Consider the following 19063-nt stretch of genomic DNA (forward strand, 5'->3'; position numbering starts at 1 on the left):
TTGTTTTAGAAGAGAGGGAAACAGGTATGAACGTCAGCAACATCATTATGTCCTCTTATTGGGGTAGAGAGGTTAGACATAAATATATTACGCAAGGCTCAAAGACATTGGCTGTTATTTTTCCAGGTAAAAATTACTCGACTGAACGCCCTCTGCTAGATTATGCGGCCAAAGCAGCTCGGGAACATCATTGCGATGTCTTGCTGCTTGAGTATGGCTACCAGAGTGCGAGAGTAGGGTTTAAGCGCGATGAAATGATTATTCTTATTCAGGAGTGTAAGGCGGCCATTGCATCGCTTCCTGACTACAAGAACTTTCTATTTATCAGCAAAAGTGTGGGCGCGGTCATCGCAGGGAGAATTGCAGAAGAGCTGGAAATACAGAAAAAGACGTCTCATCTATTTATAACACCATTACCTGAGGCGATTCCTCTGATTCAGCAAAGTCGCGGGACTGTAATTTATGGCGGAGGCGATCCTTTATTCAGTGAGCAGCATTCTGGTGAAATTAGCAGACTTCATCATTTAAAAGTGTATAGAATCGATGATGCTAATCATAGCCTTGAGGTAGATCAGGTTAACGAGTCACTGGCCATTCTGCTTGTTATTATTAATTTTTATCATGAATTTTTCCGCGATGCATTAAATACATAAACTTGGGAGGATGCTGAACATGATTTTGGAAGCTGCGATGCTGCAAGTGAAGCCTGGTTCGACTCCTGATTTTGAAAAGAGCTTCAAGGAGGCATCAAGCTTAATTTCTTCAATAGAAGGCTACATGGGGCATGAACTGCAACAGTGCTTGGAGGATGATCATAAGTATTTGCTGCTTGTGAAGTGGAGAACGCTTGAAGATCACACCATAGGATTCAGAGAATCGAGCCAGTATCAGGAATGGAAGGCGCTTCTTCACCATTACTACGATCCATTTCCGGTAGTTGAACACTTTACCCGTATTAATCTGGACTAAATGGAGGAAGCTGTGTGAAGACGAAGCTTGTCGGGAAAGGCAGAACAGCGGAGATCTGGCAGCATGAGGATCAGTGGATTCTTAAATTGTACCTAGAGGATGTTTCAGAGCAGAATATTAGCCGAGAATATAAGATCAGCCAGTTTGTGCACTCGCAGGGCGTCCGGACACCACAGCCATTTGAACTCATTTCTGAACAATCAAGACAAGGGATTGTATTTCAACAAATTAAAGGTCCCTCTCTGCTAAAAGTGATGGGTGAGAAGCCTTGGAAAGTTAGTATGTATGCCAGAATGATGGCTAGGCTTCACTATGATTTGCATAAGCTTGAAATTACTGAGGAGATCGGACAGCAGAAGGATATGTTGAATTGGAATATCATGGGGGCTCCAATGCTTAGTGAAGATGAGAAGTCAATCATTCTGAGCTATCTGGAGAAGCTACCACAAGGAACACATTTATGCCATGGTGATTTCCATCCTGACAATGTGCTTATGGACGATCAGCTCTGGGTAATCGACTGGATGACAGGAGTGGTGGGAGAACCGGTGGCCGATGCTGCTCGATCCGTAGTGATGTTCAGTATGGGAGCTATGCCCCCTGGTGCCTCTGCCTTATCCAGAATGATGATAGGTTTTATTAGAAGGAAATTAACCAAGGGATACATTCGGGAGTATCTCCGTTTATCAGGATGCACTTATGAGGACATAGACCGCTGGATTCTGCCTATCGCTGCCGCGCGTCTGGTGGAAGGACTTCCGCCACCGGAGAAGGAGCTACTAGTAACAGAAGTTCGTAAACGTCTGCAGGCCTTAATCGAGGTCCCAAGCTGATCATGATAAGAAACGGAGTGTGCTCATGACTACCTATATTGCACTGCTGCGTGGCATTAATGTCGGCGGCAACAAAATCATTAAGATGCAGGATCTGAAGACAATGTTGCAAGCCCTTAGCTTTCACAATGTACGGACGTATATTCAGAGCGGAAATGTAATATTTGAAAGCGATGAGGAATCGGAGAGCCTCCTTAGCGGGGTCATTGAACGTCAGATTCATGAGGCGTTTGGTTTTGAAGTCTCTGTTATAATTCGTACACTGGCTGAGATGGAGAAAGTACTCGCAAACAATCCTTTTCAGCTAACCGAGCCAGAGGCGTTCAAGAAATGGTATGTCACCTTTTTACCGGCTGAGCCTTCAGCCGAGGCGCTTGATAAGCTGCGTATTTATGAGGATGGACCAGATAAAGTGCGTTTTGTCGGCAGAGAGATGTACGTGTTATATGAGGTCAGTGTGAGCCAATCGCCGCTTTTTAAGGTTCCTTTTGACAAATTATTGGGTATGACGCTTACAGCACGCAATTGGAATACGGTGAATAAGCTCATTACTATGGGCAGGATGGAATAGTCTATTTCTGATTGCGATTTGAACAGAAAGGCGCCACAGTTGTGGGGCTTTTTTTTGCGTTCCGGGAGCTTTATTTATTCAGCAAACATTCAGCGTGCACTCATTGAGAGTTAAGGTAAGGGTGAAATAATACACCTACGGAAAGATTGAGCCGGGAACACAGAACTGCCGGTATATAGATGATCAAAGGATAGGAGTGGATGGAGATGAGTGGGGTCAAAAAAATCAGTTCGGATCTTATACTGTGGCTCATTTTATTACTTGCTGCTTTTTTGTACGGTTATGGGGTTTGGAATGACCATTATGTGAATACATACTACACCACCGCGGTGGGAAGTATGCTGCAGAATTTTCATAATTTCTTCTTCGCTTCACTGGACTCTGCGGGTTCAGTAACGGTGGATAAACCACCGGTTACCTTTTGGATTCAGACACTTAGCGCACTCATTTTCGGGCTGCATGGCTGGAGTGTGATTCTGCCTCAAGCCCTTGGGGGCGTTGGTTCTGTGTTACTAGTATATCTGCTAGTAAAGCCTACCTTCGGTAGAGCGGCAGCACGTATAGCAGCATTAGTCATGGCGACTACTCCGGTAGCAGCAGCTGTCAGCCGGACAAACAATATTGATGCATTGCTAGTGTTTACACTGCTGCTCGCGGCATGGTTTCTATTCAAAGGAACGAAGAGCAACAAGATGGGCAGTCTTCTCACCGCATTTGCATTAATCGGTGTTGGGTTTAATGAGAAGATGCTGCAGGCATACATGGTTCTACCGGCTTTTTATCTCTTCTATGTCTTGGCTGCCAAAGTGAACTGGAAGAGGAAGACGGGGGTGTTGGCGGCCTCCACAGCAATATTGCTTGTAGTCTCCTTATCCTGGGCAGTGATTGTGGATTCGATTCCCGCCAGCAAACGGCCTTATATCGGCAGTAGCGGCACGAATTCAGTGTTGAATCTTGCCTTTGGTTATAATGGCGTTGCCCGATTGACGGGGGATCGCGGGACTGGTGGGGGCGGAGGTGGGATGCCTCCTATGAACGGGGGCGAGATGCCGAATATGAATGGTGAAATGCCAAACATGAATGGCGAGATGCCCGCCATGAATGGGGCAGGCGGTAGTAATGGCACGGATGGTGGACGTGGAGCATTTTCGGGTCAGCAAGGCACAAATTCGACTACGAATAGCCAGACTGGCGAGGATGATGGAGGCTCACCAGGTCAACCTCCTAGTGGATCAGACAATCTAGGTCGGCAATTCGGAGGCGACGACGGCGGCGGGCGAGGAGATCGCGGCGGCATGAGTGGCGGTGGAGGCGGGATGTTCAATACGGGTACAGCAGGCCCGCTGCGACTGTTCCAATCAGAGCTGTCAGGACAGGCTAGCTGGCTGCTACCTTTCGTATTGCTTGGTTGCATTGGATTATTTGCCAATCCGCGGAGAAGGAACATTACCCAAGCTCATAAGGAAGTGATCTTCTGGTTAGCATGGCTGGTGCCCGTTATGGGATTTTTCAGTATCGCAGGTTTCTTCCATCAATATTATCTGGTGATGATGGCTCCGCCAATTGCAGCGCTAGTTGGAGCAGGATGGTCAAAGCTGTGGACGCTATATCGCGAGCACTCTGGTTGGCTGTCTTGGCTATTGCCCGCTGCAACGCTGGTTACAGCAGGTTTCCAGTGGTACATTGTTCATCCTTATGACGATACAATCGGCAGTGGCTGGTCCATTGGTATTTTAGCTGCAGGCATAGTGGTTTCACTGGTGCTGTTAGTTCTTAAAGGCAAGAAGAAGTCCTTTATTTATGCGACAGGCATAACAGCCATATTAGTATTGTTAATTGGGCCGCTCTACTGGGCAGCTACTCCAATTACTTATGGCTTGAACAGTCAAACCCCTGAGGCAGGCCCGAGCAGTAGTGAGGGTAAAGGGGGGATGGGCGGCAACTCAAGCAATTTTGGACGTAATAGCGCCACAAGTGCGAATGAGAGTCTGTTGTCCTATTTGGAGAAAAACAATACGGGTGAACCTTATCTTTTTGCTACCTTAGATTATGGCACAGCAGCTCCGTATATCGTTGATAAGGGTGCTTCAGTCGTAATTCTGAATGGATTTTCTAACTCAGACACCGTATATACCCAAGATAGCCTAAAGGCCTTTGTAGAGAGTGGAAAGGTAAAATACTTCCTGATCAATAGCGGTGGTATGGGTGGTGGACGCGGGGGGAACTCCGAGTTGACGACTTGGATCACGGAGAATGGTACAGAAGTTCCAACAGCTGATTGGGCAGGTAACGATGCAGGAAACAGCGGGACATTATACAAAGTCACTTTAAATTAGGCGAATGTTCATAATATGAGGCGTGTTATGAGATGGATCTAGCACACTTCATTATTCAAATTTAAGGAGGAGCTGCTCATGAGTACCAACGTGCGCTATTCCATTGTTATACCGATGTTTAACGAAGAGGCGGTTATTCAGGAGACTTATCGCCGGATCAAAAAAGTAATGGGTTTGACGGGTGAAGTGTATGAGCTGATCTTTGTGAATGACGGCAGCACAGACAATTGTGCCCAGATGATTGAGGAATACAGTTACTGGGATGAAAGTGTGAAGCTGATCGATTTATCGCGTAACTTTGGGCATCAGATCGCAATTACAGCTGGAATGGATTATGCCCTAGGGGATGCAGTCGTCATTATTGATGCCGATTTGCAAGATCCGCCGGAACTGATTCTGGACATGATTGCGGAATGGAAGCAGGGTTATGAAGTTGTATATGCCAAAAGGATCAAGCGAAATGGAGAATCCTTGTTCAAAAAGTGGACGGCCAGCCTCTTTTATAGAGTGCTTCGTTATTCAACTGACATTTCTATCCCTGTGGATACGGGGGATTTTCGTCTCATAGATCGTAAAGTATGTGAAGAGCTTAAACGTCTGCCAGAGAAGAATCGATTCGTTCGCGGCCTGGTCAGCTGGGTCGGTTTTCGTCAAAAAGCTATTGAATATGAACGTGATGAACGTCTGGCTGGAGAGACTAAATATCCATTGAAGCGCATGATTAAGCTCTCTATGGATGGAATTACTTCCTTCTCTTATAAGCCGCTGAAGCTGGCAGGATATCTTGGCACATTGCTGTCGGCTTCTGGTTTTCTATACCTGATGTATGTGCTTTATCTGGTGATTTTTACGGACTCAGCCGTTAAGGGCTGGGCATCCATGATTGGGATTACACTAACCTTTAATGGGTTTGTACTCATTATGTTAGGGATTCTGGGTGAGTATGTCGGCCGGATTTATGATGAGGCCAAGGGACGTCCGCTCTATATTGTCCAAGAGTTCTATGGGGGTAAGGAGCAGCAGAGCGTTCGCGAGCAGCAAGCCATTCATCGTTAATAACTGCAAGGGAGGGATTCATCGTGAAGATTAGAAAAGCGGTTATTCCCGCCGCGGGCTTAGGCACTCGATTCTTGCCTGCAACTAAGGCTCAGCCAAAGGAAATGCTGCCCATAGTGGATAAACCGGCGATACAATATATCGTAGAAGAAGCTGTTCGATCCGGCATTGAGAGCATCATTATCGTGACGGGCCGCAACAAAAAATCGATTGAAGATCATTTCGATAAATCAGTGGAACTGGAACAGACGCTTTTGGAAAAAGGAAAAGAGGAGCTGCTTCGTGAAGTCCAAGCGATTAGTGAACTGGCCAGCATTCATTACATTCGGCAAAAAGAGCCGCTAGGACTAGGTCACGCCATCCTTTGTGCGGAACAGTTCATTGGGGATGAGCCTTTCGCTGTTCTGCTCGGTGACGATATCATGGCCTCGGAGGACCCGGCGCTACTGCAAATGATGAGACTGTATGAACAAGAGGAGAAGACCATCGTCGGTGTTCAACAGGTGCCTCGGCAGGAGGTTCATAAATACGGGATTATTTCATCTAGCGGTTCTTTACAAGGCGTTCACGAAGTAAAAGGCTTAGTAGAAAAACCCTCCCCAGAAACTGCACCTTCAGAGAATGCGATTATGGGGCGATATATTTTGGAGCCTTCGATATTTTCGGTGCTGGCTAAGCTTGAGCGTGGGGCAGGCGGCGAATATCAGCTGACAGATGCTTTGCACGAGGTATGTCGTAATGAAGGTCTGCTGGTGTTGGATTTAATCGGACAACGTTATGATATCGGCGATAAATTTGGCTATATTCAGGCTACGCTGGAGGTCGGTTTGATGCGTGAGGAGCTGCGTCCATTGCTAGTTCCGTATTTGCAGAAGCTGGCGGCTGGTCTGAGGGAAGGTGAAGAAGTGGGGGCGTTACCTTGGGGTACACGCTAGGGATTGAAGAAAACTGTTCCAAACGACCATAACATCGTTATTCGGCGGTGAGATTAGGTTGGTTTGGGGCAGTTTTTTTGCGTGTCACGTAGAGAGAGTGAGCAGATAAGTGTACTTTATACAATTAAAAAGTGTATCATTCGGCTACGTATCGAGTTAGTTGCACTTGATACACTTATTTTTTCGTAATCCAACGGAAATACACTTTTCGACTGTCTTTAGTTGCACAAACTACACTTAAAAAAGTCATAGGGGAGCTAAAGTATGAAATAGCTGCACCAAGTGCAGTTATATTTTGTTATATAAAAAATCCGGAGGACAGATTCCTAAGAATCGTCTCCGGATCTATGTTTTAAGTCATTGATTAAGCCTTTAGCACATCATGATCCACGTAACGTGCACCGTTCAGCTCACTTATCACATTGATTGCTACCTTCGCGCCATCGCCTGCTGTAATAATGGCATGTACACTTACTCCGGCAACGGTACCTGCAGCCCAAATGCCTGGGATATTTGTTTTGCCTTCTGCATCAACAGCGACTACAGTTTTGATTCTAGGCTCTGTACCATCTTTTGTCTCCACGCCAGCTTTAGCGGCTAGATCCGTAAGGGCACCTGTTGCGAGAATGACATGCTTCGCTTCATAAATGATTCCGTCTTCGGTTTCAATGACGAATCCGTTGCCGCTGGATGTGAGGTTGATAGCTTGTTCTGAAACCAGCTCAGCGCCAAATTTAACGGCTTGCTTATGTCCGGTTTCTACGAGATCAGGACCGCCTACTTCGGAAATTCCATAAAAGTTCTCGAACCATCCTCTGCGGGTCATACCCTTATCATTGTCGATCAGCAGCGTTTTTTTGCCCGCCTTGGCGGCGAACAGGGCTGCGCTTGCACCGGCGGGGCCGGCTCCAATTACGGCGATTTCGTACATTTTTTTGACCTCCCAAAAGTTTTGTGAAGCAAAACTCGCATCGTAAGCATAGGCTTAAGTTTTGCGGAGCGATGCTCCTCAGAATGGACAACATAGCAAAACTGGCATCGTAAGCATACGCTTAAGTTTTGTGGAGCGATGCTCCTTAGAATGGACAACATAGCAAAACTCGCATCGTAAGCATAGGCTTAAGTTTTGCGGAGCGATGCTCCTCAGAATGGACAACATAGCAAAACTCGCATCGTAGACATAGGCTTAAGTCTATCACCTATTATAACGGTTGTTAGTCTCACTTGGCTAATCCTTCCTCACAAGGAAGGGTCACCCTAAAGGTTGTTCCCTTACCGAGGGTGCTGCTTACACTAATCTTGCCGTGATGTGCCTCGACGATAGACTTGGTAATAGAAAGGCCGAGTCCGGATCCACCGTATTTACGTGTGCGAGAGGAATCGCTGCGGTAGAAGCGATCGAAGATATGCGGGATATGCTCCGCAGAGATCCCACAGCCGTTGTCCCGTACCGTTAGAACGGCCTCATGTTCTCTAGCATGTAAAGAGAGATGTATGGTGCCAGATTCGGCATCCGTATGCTGAACTGCATTGTGGAACAGATTCAGAATCACCTGCTTAATCTTATTGGGCTCGTATTTCCCACGGATGCCATAGGAGATATCAAAGGTAACCTTGCGCTGATCCGCCAACAAGAGCAGATGTGGCTTCATTTCGGAAATCACTTCTCCGAGGAGTAAGTCTGTCATCCGCAGTTGAGGGGCGCCATCCATTCGAGCGAGTAGAAGTAAATCCTCTACCAGCTTGTTGATTCGTTTCGATTCGCCATGCATGCTTCGCAATGAATTGTACAACTGTTCTTTATTATCCGCGGCACCACGCAGTAAGACCTCCAGAAAGCCGTGGATCGAGGTCAGCGGCGTTCTCAGCTCGTGAGAAGCATCTGCAGCGAAGCGGCGCATCTGTTCCTTGGCTTCCCGTTCATTATGAAAGGATATTTCGAGACGCTCGAGCATACCATTGAATGAAAGAGCCAGCTTGTCGATTTCGGCCTGTCCTTGATTAATTGGAAACCGAATATCCAGATTGCCGGCATCAATGATCTGGGCGGACTCTCCCATGTTTGAAAGAGGGACCAGCGTCTTTCGAAGAGCAGGCAAGTATAGGAAGAAGCCAGCCATTAAAGCAATCACTGACAAGCCTGCGTAGATCAGCAGCTGCTGCATGATCACATCCGTCAATGGCCCCGTACTCACACTCATTTGTACCAGCAGTCTAGTATTTCCTGGTCTATAGAGATTCATGAATATCGCTAGATGCTCAGTGCCGTCTTCAGCTTGGATGAGCTTATAATTTCCTGTTGCGCTATCGGTGGTGTGAGTAAACAGAGCGTCGTATTGTTCGTTTGTCAGTCTTGGTGCAGCTATATCCGAGAGGGTCATTTGCTGTAAATCCCGGAAGATACCCTCTGAGCTGTACATGGCGAGGGTCGTGTGGGCATCAAGCAGAAGCGGACGCCTATTCTCGCCAGTTCGGAGTTCGCTTGGCATTTTATTCATGCCTTCTCTTCCCAAAGGGAGATTGCTACTATGCTCGGTGTTTCCCTCATTCGGAGTTGTAATGTCCTCGTCATAGGAATTGAAAAAGTTGAAAAACATCTCACGAGGAACAGAACGTATCTGCGCTTCCATAGACTCCGCTCTATTGCTGTATATGAAATCTCTCATGAGTATATATTGTAGTACTCCGATTAGTAGCAGCAATCCTGATAGAATGAGCAGTGAAATGGCTAGCAGCTGCTTGCGCAGGGAGCGTGGTACAGGCAGCTTACGAAACCATTTAGAGATGCGCGTACTCATAGATCTACCCGGTAGCCTGCTCCCCGCAGGGTACGGATAATACGGTGCTCCTTATCCCCGAGCTTCTCGCGAAGCGAACGGATATAGACCTCAACAATATTTTCCTCACCGCCAAAATCATAGCCCCACACCTTATCAAGAATCATGGACTTACTCAGTACAAGACCGTGATTAATAACGAGATACTGCAGTAACTCGTATTCCGTGGGGGAGAGTTCAAGCACTTCTTCCTTGAAACGAATTTCTTTTCGGCGGCTGTCAATGCGGAATGGACCGCAGCGGACCTCCCCTAGCAGACCCGGAAACTGATTGCGAAGCCGCGCTTGAATTCGGGCAAGCAATTCGTCGAAGCTAAAGGGCTTGACCATATAATCGTCAGCACCAATAGTGAGTCCCTTGACCCGATCGTCCACTTCATCCTTTGCAGTCAGCATAATGACGGCAATTTCCGTCTCTTCCGAGCGAAGGTAATGACATAACTCGAATCCATCCATGCCGGGCATCATGACATCTAGGATGGCTACATGTGGCTTGAATTCAGCAGCGACAGAGATAGCTGTAATCCCATCGGGTGCGGTTCTGACTTCAAACCCTTCGTTAAGGAGACCTAGCTCCAGAAATTGTAGTATATGAGGCTCATCATCTACGAGCAGTAGTCGAACGCCTTGGGCTGCTTTCATTATAGGTACCTCCAAATCAGTGATAGATAGCTACATTATGACATATTCGGTTGAATGTTTGCTGAAGATCCGTCCCTTTGCATTACGATTAAATGAGTCGTTTTTTCTTTCGTGCTGATTCAAAGGGGTTAATTTAGTTATAAGTAATATTAATGTGTTTAATAACAAACAAGGTTAAAAAATTCGGATTTTCGAAAATGTGATAAAAGGGTTTTGACGGCGGATATAGAACACTTTACAATAAGGATAATCTCCTGATTTTGGCGTAAGATTCCCATTTTAGGTTAGATCATCCGATCGTGTTATATTTCCTTCCACGTTTTATTCAACTTTGTCCATCTTCCTATCAAGGCTCATTTCTTTCAAGTGTATTTCCTATGATTTCACTTCTTTCTGGAACTTCTGTTCATTCAACCTGTGCTTGCTGAACTTCATATCACCCATAAGTCAAGGGAGGCTTTTCCATGAAGAAAAAGGAAATGGTAGCCATGCTATTGGCTGGAGGCCAAGGCAAAAGATTGAAAGGTTTAACCAAATCGCTTGCCAAGCCCGCTGTCTATTTTGGAGGGACCTATCGGATCATCGACTTCCCTTTAAGTAACTGCTCCAATTCAGGTATTGATACAGTTGGTGTGCTGACTCAATATGAGCCGCTTATCCTGCATTCTTACATCGGAGTAGGCAGTGATTGGGATTTGAACCGTAAGAATGGTGGGGTATTCGTATTGCCACCGCATGAACGCGAGAATGGAAGCAGTTGGTATCGGGGAACAGCCGATGCGATTTATCGGAATCTTAAGTTTGTGGATCAATTCGATCCAGAGCATGTTCTTATTTTGTCCGGTGATCACATTTATAAAATGGATTATCACGCTATGCTTCAATACCACAAGGAAAGAAACGCCGATTGCACGATTTCTGTAATTGACGTTCCGCTGGAGGAAGCCAGCCGATTTGGAATTTTGAATACGGAGGACGATCTGAAGATTTACGAATTTGAGGAGAAGCCCTCTCAGCCCAAAAGCACACTAGCTTCTATGGGAGTGTATATTTTCAAATGGGAGATTCTTCGTAAGCATCTACTGGAGGATGGGGAGAATGTAGGATCATCCCATGACTTCGGCAAGGATATCATTCCTTTAATGCTGGAGGACGGAAACTCCTTATTTGCGTACCCTTTTGAAGGATATTGGAGAGATGTTGGTACAGTAACCAGCTTATGGGAAGCGAATATGGATTTACTGAGCGATACCCCGCCACTTAATCTAAACGATCCCAGCTGGCGCATTTTTACACGTAATCCGAATCAACCTGCCCAATATGTCGCCCCTGGGGCGAAAGTGTCAGGCTGCATTATTAATGAAGGCTGCATTGTGCATGGCGAAGTGAATCACTCGGTCCTTTTTTATGGGGTAGAAGTGGGTGAGGGAAGTGTAATTACGGACTCTGTGATTATGCCTAAGGTTAAGATTGGCAAGAACGTACGTATTCATAAAGCGATTATAAGTGAGAATACGGTAATCGACGATTATATGGAAATAGGCATCGAACGGGAGAATGAGAATGAAATTCTGCTGATCGACAATAAAAGCAAGAAGCGAAAATCAGTTGTAGCCAAAACCATATAATCAAGCTAAAACGCCTTCGGCGTCCTTCTAAGGACGGTAAGCGTTTATGCGAGATTTATAAGGATAAAGTATATGGTGAAACTTATACTTTCTTATAAATTATAAGAGGACGGTGGATTCCGATGAAGCAACTCATGGGTGTAATTAATCTGGATCATGAACTCGATAAACTAAATGAACTCACTTATTTCCGCTGTGGCGCAGCCGTACCTTTTGCCAGTCGTTATCGGTTGATTGATTTCGTGCTTTCTAATATGATGCGTGCAGACTTAGAGAGCGTCGGTCTGTTCGTCCGCCGTAAATACCGTTCCCTAATGGACCATCTGGGTGACGGTAAATCCTGGGATATGAACCGCAAACATGGGGGCCTGTTCATTTTGCCTCCGGACTGGAACGATCCAACGGATACTTCTCTCGGGGACTTACAGCATTATCATAACAATTTGGATCTTTTTAAACGGGGATCTGCTAAATATATCGTGTTTTCCGGCAGCCAGCATATCAATACGATCGACCTCCAAGACTTGTACAGCTACCATCTGGAGAAGGGCGCCGACGTTACAGTAGTGTATAAAAAGATTGAGGAACTGCAGCCAGAGCATGATCTATGCCAGCGTATTGAAGTAGACGAAGAAAATAAGGTAACCAATATCCATCATGAGAAGGACCATCCTAATTTATATCTGGATATCTTCATTATGGAGAAGAAGCTGTTCTTGGAGCAGGTGGAGCATTGCATTGCGCATGGAGAGAGTTATTTTTTCCGTGATGTAATTCAGAAGAACCGACACAAATTTAATATTGCCGCATACGAATATCATGGCTATCATGCCGTAATTAATTCATTGGAGAGTTATTACAAGAACAGTTTGGAACTGCTCCAGCAGGAGAATTACTTCAGTTTGTTCAAAGAAAGTCCGGTACAGACGAAGATTAAATATGAGGCTCCAACAAGGTACTTGGAGAGTGCTAATGTCAGCAATTCACTGGTGGCTAACGGCTGCATTATTGGTGGAACCGTGGAGAACAGCGTGATTTTCCGGGGGGTTCAAATACGTAAGGGCGCGAAAATCATCAACTCTGTAATTATGCAAAAGTGCGTCATTGAAGAGAATGCAGTCATTGAGAACGTGATTATGGATAAAGACGTACATTTGAGTAAGAATCGAATTCTTGTTGGAGATAGCAAACGTCCATTCGTCATCGCCAAGAGCAGCAAGATCTAACGACTGGATTAGATGAACTAAGCAGTATTAACCTATCTGATCTAATGGCACAGTCTACTGCACTTCTAAAAAAAGCATTTGTCAGGAGGACCTACTGTTGTTTAACGATAAAGAATCTTTCAAACAGGTATTCCGTGAGACCCTCATTGGTAAATTAGGTAAACCACTTGAGGAAGCCTCGAATGCCGATGTCTATAAAATACTAGGCAACATGATTCGCGAGAACGCCGGGAAAAATTGGGCAGAAACCAACCAGAAATATAAGATCGATAAAGATAAGCAGGTTTACTATTTTTCGATGGAGTTCTTGATCGGTAGGCTTCTGGGGAACAATCTGCTGAATATGGGCGTACTGGAAGTAGTACGTGAAGGTTTAGCGGACCTTGGCTTCTGTTTGCAGGATATCGAGGAGGAGGAGGCGGATGCTGGGTTAGGGAATGGAGGTCTAGGTCGTTTGGCCGCTTGTTTCCTGGATTCACTCGCCTCCCTGCAATATGCAGGACATGGCTGCGGCATACGGTATAAATATGGCCTGTTCGAGCAGAAGATCGTCGATGGGTATCAGGTGGAACTGCCTGATTACTGGCTGCAGAATGATAATGTATGGGAAGTGCGCCGCGAAGACAAGCAGGTTGAAGTTAGGTTCTGGGGGGTTATTGAGACCCGCGAAGAGAACGGGCGGCTTATCTTTGAGCATAGTCAGTATGAGGCCGTTCGTGCAGTTCCATATGATGTTCCTATCATTGGGGCAGACCGTCGGCATGTGAATACACTGCGAAACTGGAGTGCGGAATCCATTACACAGCCTTCTAGAACCTTTGGTTCCTTTGCTGGGACGGATTATCATAAGTTTCTGGAGTATAAGCGTTCTGTAGAATCCATTTCGGAGTTCCTGTATCCAGATGACTCTCAATACGAAGGCAAGCTGCTTCGCCTGAAGCAGCAGTATTTCCTCTGCAGCGCGGGGCTGCAAAGTATTTTGCGAACTTATGCCAAGCTTGGGCTCCCTATTGGATCACTGCCAGACAAGGTAGCTCTTCATATTAATGATACACATCCAACGCTGGTGATTCCTGAATTGATGAGGATTCTGATGGATGTACATGGCTTAGGATGGGATGAGGCATGGAGTATCACGACGCGTATGGTCTCTTATACCAATCACACTATTCTGAGTGAAGCGCTAGAGAAATGGCCTATTCAAATGGTTAGGGAGCTACTGCCACGTATTTTTCTAATTATTGAAGAGATCAATGCGCGTTTCTGTGGCGAGCTTATGAGTCGTTATCCGGGGGATCAGGATCGAATTGCGCAGATGGCGATTATTCATGATGATCAGGTTCGGATGGCTCATCTGGCCATTGTAGCTAGCCATAGTGTCAATGGAGTAGCGGCGCTGCATACAGAAATATTAATGAAGCGCGAAATGCAACTTTTTAATGAAATGTACCCACACCGCTTTAATAATAAGACGAACGGAATTACCCATCGGCGATGGTTACTGCATGCCAATCCGGATCTGGCTAATTTGATCAATCAATCGATAGGGACCCGTTGGGTGAGTCATCCTCAAGAAATGATTGGCTTGATTAAATATTGTGAGGATGCTTCTTTCCAGGAACAAGTAGCCAGTATTAAGCGTCAGAATAAGCTGCGTCTTGCAGAGTACATTTATAGTAAGCATTCGGTACATGTAGACCCGGATTCTATCTTTGACGTACAGGTGAAACGTCTGCATGCCTACAAACGCCAGTTGCTTAATATTTTGCATATTCTGCATTTGTATAATCAAATCAAAGATAATCCTTCGATGGATATGGTCCCGCGCACGTTTATATTCGGAGCAAAGGCAGCACCAAGCTATCATCTGGCGAAGCGGATTATCAAATTAATTAATACAGTTGCGGATGTAGTCAATAAAGATCCGGATGTTAAAGGAAAGATTCGTATCTTTTTCCTTGAAAATTATTCGGTATCACTAGCGGAAAAAATCATTCCTGCGGCGGATATCAGTGAGCAGATTTCTACCGCCAGCAAAGAAGCGTCAGGCACCGGGAATATGAAGTTTATGATGAATGGTGCATTGACGGTAGGTACGATGGATGGCGCTAATGTGGAAATGCATGAGATGGTGGGGGACAATAATATGTTCCTGTTTGGACTTCGTGCGGAGCAGGTCATGGATTACTACCAACATGGCGGTTATCATGCGCGTGACATTTACAACGGGGATAGTCGTGTGAAAGAAGTACTGGATCAGTTAATCAAACCAGGACCTATATGTTGTCATGCTACGGAGTTTGAGAGCATCTTCCATTCTCTTCTGGATAATAACGATGAATTCTTTGTGCTTAAAGATTTCGCTAGTTACGTTGAGACGCACGTTGAAATTGATCGGGCATATCGTAACCGACAGGAATGGCTAAAGAAGTCCATTATTAACATTGGTCATTCCGGTAAATTCTCCAGCGATAATACAATTAGTCGTTATGCGGCAGAGATTTGGAATATAAGCCCAGTTCGACTGTAGGTCATCGGAAAAAGGCTGTCTTATAAGTAGGTAACTCCTACAAATAAGACAGCTTTTTTTTAGAATATAAGACATAAAGTATAAGTTTCACACCATTCTTTATGTCTTATATTTCTCGCATAAACGCTTCCGTCCTTATCAGGACGACGAAGGCGTTTATGCTTGACCTATCAGAAAGTATATATTTGTGAGAGGATTTTTAGATAGCTTCCGATACTAATGCTGCGAACCGCTCCAGAAACCGGCGTTCTTCATCATCAAAGCGATCCTTGAGCGGACTATCGATATCGAGTACGCCAAGCAAGCGGTCATCCTTTATTAAAGGAACAACAATCTCGCTGTTAGAGGCTGCATCACAGGCAATATGACCTGGGAATGCATGTACATCTCCTACTACAAGCGTGCGTCGCTCTGCTGCTGCCGTTCCGCACACCCCGCGGGATAGTGGAATTCGAATGCATGCAGGGAGGCCTTGAAAGGGTCCAAGTACTAGCTCCTTACCGTCAAATAAATAAAATCCAGCCCAATTCGTATCCGGCATAGCGTGTTTAAGCAGTGCCGAAGCATTAGCTAGATTGGCTGTAGCACTTGGTTCGTCCTTCATCAATGCTTCGAGTTGGGTTAGAACGGCTTCAAACTGCTCGCTGCGCGTTCCATCATATGGCATAGCTTGAAACATGAAGCATCACCTTCCTGTACTTTAAAGTCAATATGAAACCATAACTGTAACTAACAACATAGTACAGCTATGCGGGGTACGTCAAGACACAACATTGTTTTGTAATATTTTGTAGTACGCTAGGATCTGTATAAAGTGTTGAGCCCTTACGATGATGTTTCCAATGAACTGTCATAGGGTAATGCAAGAGTAAATACCGAAGGCTTTGTAGCCAGAAGGAGTGGAATATGCGCGCCGATGTACAGAACTTGTTCATAGGAATTCACATGCTTTATTGTGCACATGATAAAGATGTGACGATCTCGGAGATGCTGCTCGGACTGGAAGACATGGGGTATCGTGTAGGAGAACGCGAAGTGAAACAGGAATTGGAAAAGCTGACGCTGGACAACTTTCTGACTGCACATAGTGAAGGGTACAGTATTACTGGCACGGGTATTGAAGAGTTCAAGGATATTCGAGCCAAACTTCAGGTGTTGTGTAGTGAAGTCGTGAATTGACGGAATGGAATCATTAATCGGCAAGGTTACTAAAAGCGTTTGGATCAAGTGGTGAGTGTGCCGCCTGATCCGGGCGCTTTTTACAATTTAAGATGTTAAAAAATTAGAACTTTTAGCTTAAGGATATGCTCTTGAATGATGTATAATTGATAAGTTGAAGGGGGAGCTGAGAATTGTATCTATGCAATGGAGTGACACCTACACTGTTTGGTAGAAGATTAAAATTATGTGCTATGACTACTGAGCATGCTTCAGCATTATTTCAGGTATGGTCTCATCCGGACGTTTCTCTCTGGCTGGGTGCACCGGCGTTATCTTCTATAGAAGAGACGAAACAGCTTATTGAACTTCTATCACAGATGGCTCAGGAAGAGGAGAGCTTACGTTGGAGTATTATTGGACCTGGGGAGGAAGTCATAGGCAGCTGTGGTTATAATCATTGGCAGCTTCAGGGAGCTTACCGTGGTGAAATAGGCTGTGATCTGTCACCTGCCTTTTGGGGGCTTGGATATATGAAAGAAGCACTTGAGCTTGTACTCGATTTTGGCTTCAATATTATGGGCTTGAATCGAATAGAAGCGCTTTGTCATCCTGATAATATCCGTGCGGAGAAGCTGGTATATGCGCTTGGATTTCAGAAGGAAGGCGTATTGCGTCAATATCGGCAGATCGATTCCGGCTTTCAGGATGTTGCTCTTCATGCTCTGCTGCGCGAGGAGTGGCGATTCACTTAATACATAAAGAGAGGGTTTGGAACATTGAAGTCAACAGGGGATTTAGAACGCAAACTAATATTAACAGGGGTACTACTGGCTACATTTCTGGCCGCTATTGAGGGGACTGTAACGGGGCCAGCGGGGCCGGCGATTGTTGGTGACTTTCAGGGAATGCAGTGGCTGAGCTGGATATTTACTTCATATTTATTGGCAATGGCTATTACAACACCTATTTTCGGCAAAATCAGTGATCTATTCGGACGCAAGCCTGTATTCATGTGGGGAGCGGCTGTTTTTTTATTAGGCTCATTATTATGCGGCATATCGCAAAGTATGGAACAGCTGATCCTGTTTCGCGCGATACAGGGGATCGGTGCGGGTGCACTTATTCCAATGACCTTTACGATCATCGGTGATATTTACAGCATTGAAGAAAGAGCAAAGACGCAAGGGTTGCTAAGCTCTGTTTGGGGGATTTCCTCTTTGGTAGGGCCGCTGCTTGGGGGCTATGTTGTCGATTACTTAAGCTGGCGCTGGGTATTTGTATTTAATCTGCCATTTGGTGTGTTGGCAATGATATTTATTGCGCGCTACCTGAAGGAAGAGAAGGTGCGTCGGAAGACACAAATCGACGTGGCAGGCGTTCTTCTTTTTGCAGCAGGGATGGGGGCTCTACTCTTTGGACTTTCTACGGGAGGGCAGAACCTGGCATGGACCTCTCCATTACTACTCGCAACACTGGGTGCAGCGGTTATCCTGCTAATCCTGTTTCTGTTTGTGGAGCGCCGTGCACCAGAGCCTATGCTTCCGCTGAATCTATTCTCAAATCGTAACATCGCGGTATCAACGGGTGCTAATCTGCTGGTAAGTACATTAATTATTGGACTTTCTACGTATATTCCCTTATGGGTGCAGGGCGTATCTGGAAAAAGCGCTGCGATCTCAGGCTTGCTGCTTGCTCCAATGTCCGTAGGTTGGATGTTTGGGTCAATCGCAGGTGGGCGGATGATTCTGCGGGCAGGTTCCCGCCGAACTGCAATGCTTGGATTGATGATGATTGCTGCCGGAGCTATTGGTCTGGTTTTCTTGACCGGAGAGTCTTCGCAGCTAATCCTCCTATGCTTGATGCTGGTCTGTGGAGTAGGGTTTGGATACTCCTCTACGGTCTTCACGATTATCGCGCAGTCCTCGGTTGCGTATGATCAACGTGGCGCGTCCACAGCGCTTAATGCATTTACAAGGTCACTGGGTCAGACCATTGGGGTGGCTATATTCGGTTCCTGGCTGAACTTGAATATTGATCAGCTGTTGCGAAAACAACCGGATTCAAACGTTACAGGTGATGACATTAATAAGTTGCTTGGCTCGCATACAGGAACTAATCTGTCTGGTGAAGTATCAAACAGTTTGCGTGGTGCACTTGAAGGGGGACTTCATTCGTTATTTATTATGATGGCAGTTTTCGCGGTGTTGTCGTTAGTAATATCTTGGGGTTTGCGCAAGGGTGTACCTTCCGTTGAGGATGCTACTTCGTCTTTGAAAAAGGCATAATTCATTCTCTAAATCACATAAAGAAGCCCGACCAGGCATTTGCCGGTCGGGCTTC

Annotated in this window: 17 protein-coding genes; 13 read left to right on the plus strand and 4 right to left on the minus strand. The window is 45.7% G+C overall.

All coding sequences use genetic code 11. The features are described 5' to 3' along the window. Positions 1 to 26 precede the first annotated feature (26 nt). The 7 genes from NST74_RS02770 to galU all read left to right on the plus strand — a co-directional run bounded on the left by NST74_RS02770 (position 27) and on the right by galU (position 6700). A complete protein-coding gene (locus NST74_RS02770) occupies positions 27 to 653 on the plus strand; it encodes a hypothetical protein (RefSeq protein ID WP_341110302.1) in 627 nt (208 codons plus the stop codon). Positions 654 to 672: 19 nt separating this feature from the next. Further along, positions 673 to 969: an antibiotic biosynthesis monooxygenase family protein gene (locus tag NST74_RS02775; protein ID WP_341110303.1), complete on the plus strand. Its 297-nt coding sequence runs from the start codon at positions 673 to 675 to the stop codon at positions 967 to 969. A gap of 14 nt (positions 970 to 983) precedes the next feature. After that, entirely contained in the window at positions 984 to 1802 is an 819-nt protein-coding gene (locus NST74_RS02780; RefSeq protein WP_341110304.1) for a phosphotransferase family protein, read from the plus strand. Between the two features lie 25 nt (positions 1803 to 1827). Next, positions 1828 to 2373 (plus strand): DUF1697 domain-containing protein, encoded by a 546-nt coding sequence (locus NST74_RS02785; RefSeq protein ID WP_341110305.1) that lies wholly within the window; start codon positions 1828 to 1830, stop codon positions 2371 to 2373. Positions 2374 to 2579: 206 nt separating this feature from the next. After that, a complete protein-coding gene (locus NST74_RS02790; protein ID WP_341110306.1) occupies positions 2580 to 4709 on the plus strand; it encodes a glycosyltransferase family 39 protein in 2130 nt (709 codons plus the stop codon). 78 nt (positions 4710 to 4787) lie between these two features. After that, positions 4788 to 5765, plus strand: coding sequence for a glycosyltransferase family 2 protein (locus NST74_RS02795; RefSeq protein ID WP_341110307.1), 978 nt, complete (start codon positions 4788 to 4790; stop codon positions 5763 to 5765). 20 nt (positions 5766 to 5785) lie between these two features. After that, positions 5786 to 6700, plus strand: a complete 915-nt coding sequence (galU, locus tag NST74_RS02800) for a UTP--glucose-1-phosphate uridylyltransferase GalU (protein ID WP_341115813.1) — start codon at positions 5786 to 5788, stop codon at positions 6698 to 6700. Positions 6701 to 7064: 364 nt separating this feature from the next. Here the strand turns inward: galU and NST74_RS02805 are convergent, their stop codons facing one another. The 3 genes from NST74_RS02805 to NST74_RS02815 all read right to left on the minus strand — a co-directional run bounded on the left by NST74_RS02805 (position 7065) and on the right by NST74_RS02815 (position 10178). After that, a complete protein-coding gene (locus NST74_RS02805) occupies positions 7065 to 7631 on the minus strand; it encodes an FAD-dependent oxidoreductase (protein WP_042123891.1) in 567 nt (188 codons plus the stop codon). Positions 7632 to 7920: 289 nt separating this feature from the next. Then, positions 7921 to 9498: a sensor histidine kinase gene (locus NST74_RS02810; RefSeq protein WP_341110308.1), complete on the minus strand. Its 1578-nt coding sequence runs from the start codon at positions 9496 to 9498 to the stop codon at positions 7921 to 7923. Continuing rightward, positions 9495 to 10178 (minus strand): response regulator transcription factor, encoded by a 684-nt coding sequence (locus tag NST74_RS02815; protein WP_341110309.1) that lies wholly within the window; start codon positions 10176 to 10178, stop codon positions 9495 to 9497. Before NST74_RS02815 ends, NST74_RS02810 begins: the two co-directional genes overlap by 4 nt. Positions 10179 to 10642: 464 nt before the next feature. Here NST74_RS02815 and NST74_RS02820 point away from each other — a divergent pair, with 464 nt between their 5' ends. From NST74_RS02820 to NST74_RS02830, 3 genes are all read left to right on the plus strand, one after another. Continuing rightward, on the plus strand, positions 10643 to 11806 hold the full coding sequence (locus NST74_RS02820; RefSeq protein WP_042123898.1) for a glucose-1-phosphate adenylyltransferase: 1164 nt from the start codon (positions 10643 to 10645) through the stop codon (positions 11804 to 11806). A gap of 122 nt (positions 11807 to 11928) precedes the next feature. After that, positions 11929 to 13032, plus strand: a complete 1104-nt coding sequence (gene glgD / locus NST74_RS02825) for a glucose-1-phosphate adenylyltransferase subunit GlgD (RefSeq protein WP_042123900.1) — start codon at positions 11929 to 11931, stop codon at positions 13030 to 13032. 97 nt (positions 13033 to 13129) lie between these two features. Then, entirely contained in the window at positions 13130 to 15562 is a 2433-nt protein-coding gene (locus NST74_RS02830) for a glycogen/starch/alpha-glucan phosphorylase (protein ID WP_341110310.1), read from the plus strand. A 199-nt stretch (positions 15563 to 15761) separates the two neighbouring features. Here the strand turns inward: NST74_RS02830 and NST74_RS02835 are convergent, their stop codons facing one another. Then, a complete protein-coding gene (locus tag NST74_RS02835) occupies positions 15762 to 16241 on the minus strand; it encodes a GAF domain-containing protein (RefSeq protein ID WP_042123904.1) in 480 nt (159 codons plus the stop codon). A gap of 227 nt (positions 16242 to 16468) precedes the next feature. Between NST74_RS02835 and NST74_RS02840 the strand changes: the two genes are divergently transcribed. From NST74_RS02840 to NST74_RS02850, 3 genes are all read left to right on the plus strand, one after another. Continuing rightward, complete coding sequence (locus tag NST74_RS02840; RefSeq protein ID WP_042123906.1) at positions 16469 to 16741, plus strand: hypothetical protein; 273 nt, start codon at positions 16469 to 16471, stop codon at positions 16739 to 16741. Positions 16742 to 16914: 173 nt separating this feature from the next. Then, positions 16915 to 17475 (plus strand): GNAT family N-acetyltransferase, encoded by a 561-nt coding sequence (locus NST74_RS02845; protein ID WP_341110311.1) that lies wholly within the window; start codon positions 16915 to 16917, stop codon positions 17473 to 17475. Between the two features lie 24 nt (positions 17476 to 17499). Then, positions 17500 to 19008, plus strand: coding sequence for an MDR family MFS transporter (locus tag NST74_RS02850; protein WP_339289055.1), 1509 nt, complete (start codon positions 17500 to 17502; stop codon positions 19006 to 19008). The last annotated feature ends 55 nt before the right edge of the window (positions 19009 to 19063 follow it).

Origin of the sequence: Paenibacillus sp. FSL F4-0125 (assembly GCF_038008565.1) — a bacterium.
Taxonomy (GTDB): Bacteria; Bacillota; Bacilli; order Paenibacillales; family Paenibacillaceae; genus Paenibacillus_AQ.